A 241-nucleotide genomic window follows, 5' to 3' on the forward strand; every position below is an offset into this window, starting at 1 on the left:
GATCGCCAAAAGCCCTAATGGATTGATATCTGGTATTTGCAATACCACTGCACCAGCAACAGTTGATGTTGCAGATCCTAAAATTGTTCGTCCAATCGCTAAACGCCAGGTTAGCTTTTCATCTGAAACCAAAAGCTTTGCGAATCCAATACACGCCCCAATAGCAATCAAAAATAAGAAATTCCTTTCATGCTCTTGCATGTAACCCCCTTAAACTTGGCAATAAAAAAGCACCTTTTCA

At 40.2% G+C, this 241-nt stretch carries 1 protein-coding gene; it reads right to left on the reverse strand.

Going from position 1 to position 241, the window contains the following annotated elements; genetic code table 11:
• Positions 1-201: holin (locus ACWQ4X_RS19955; RefSeq protein ID WP_457904701.1), on the reverse strand; the 201-nt coding region annotated here is incomplete at its 3' end.
• Positions 202-241: the final 40 nt, after the last annotated feature.

It is taken from the genome of Acinetobacter sp. NigerLNRRAM0016 (assembly GCF_054112845.1).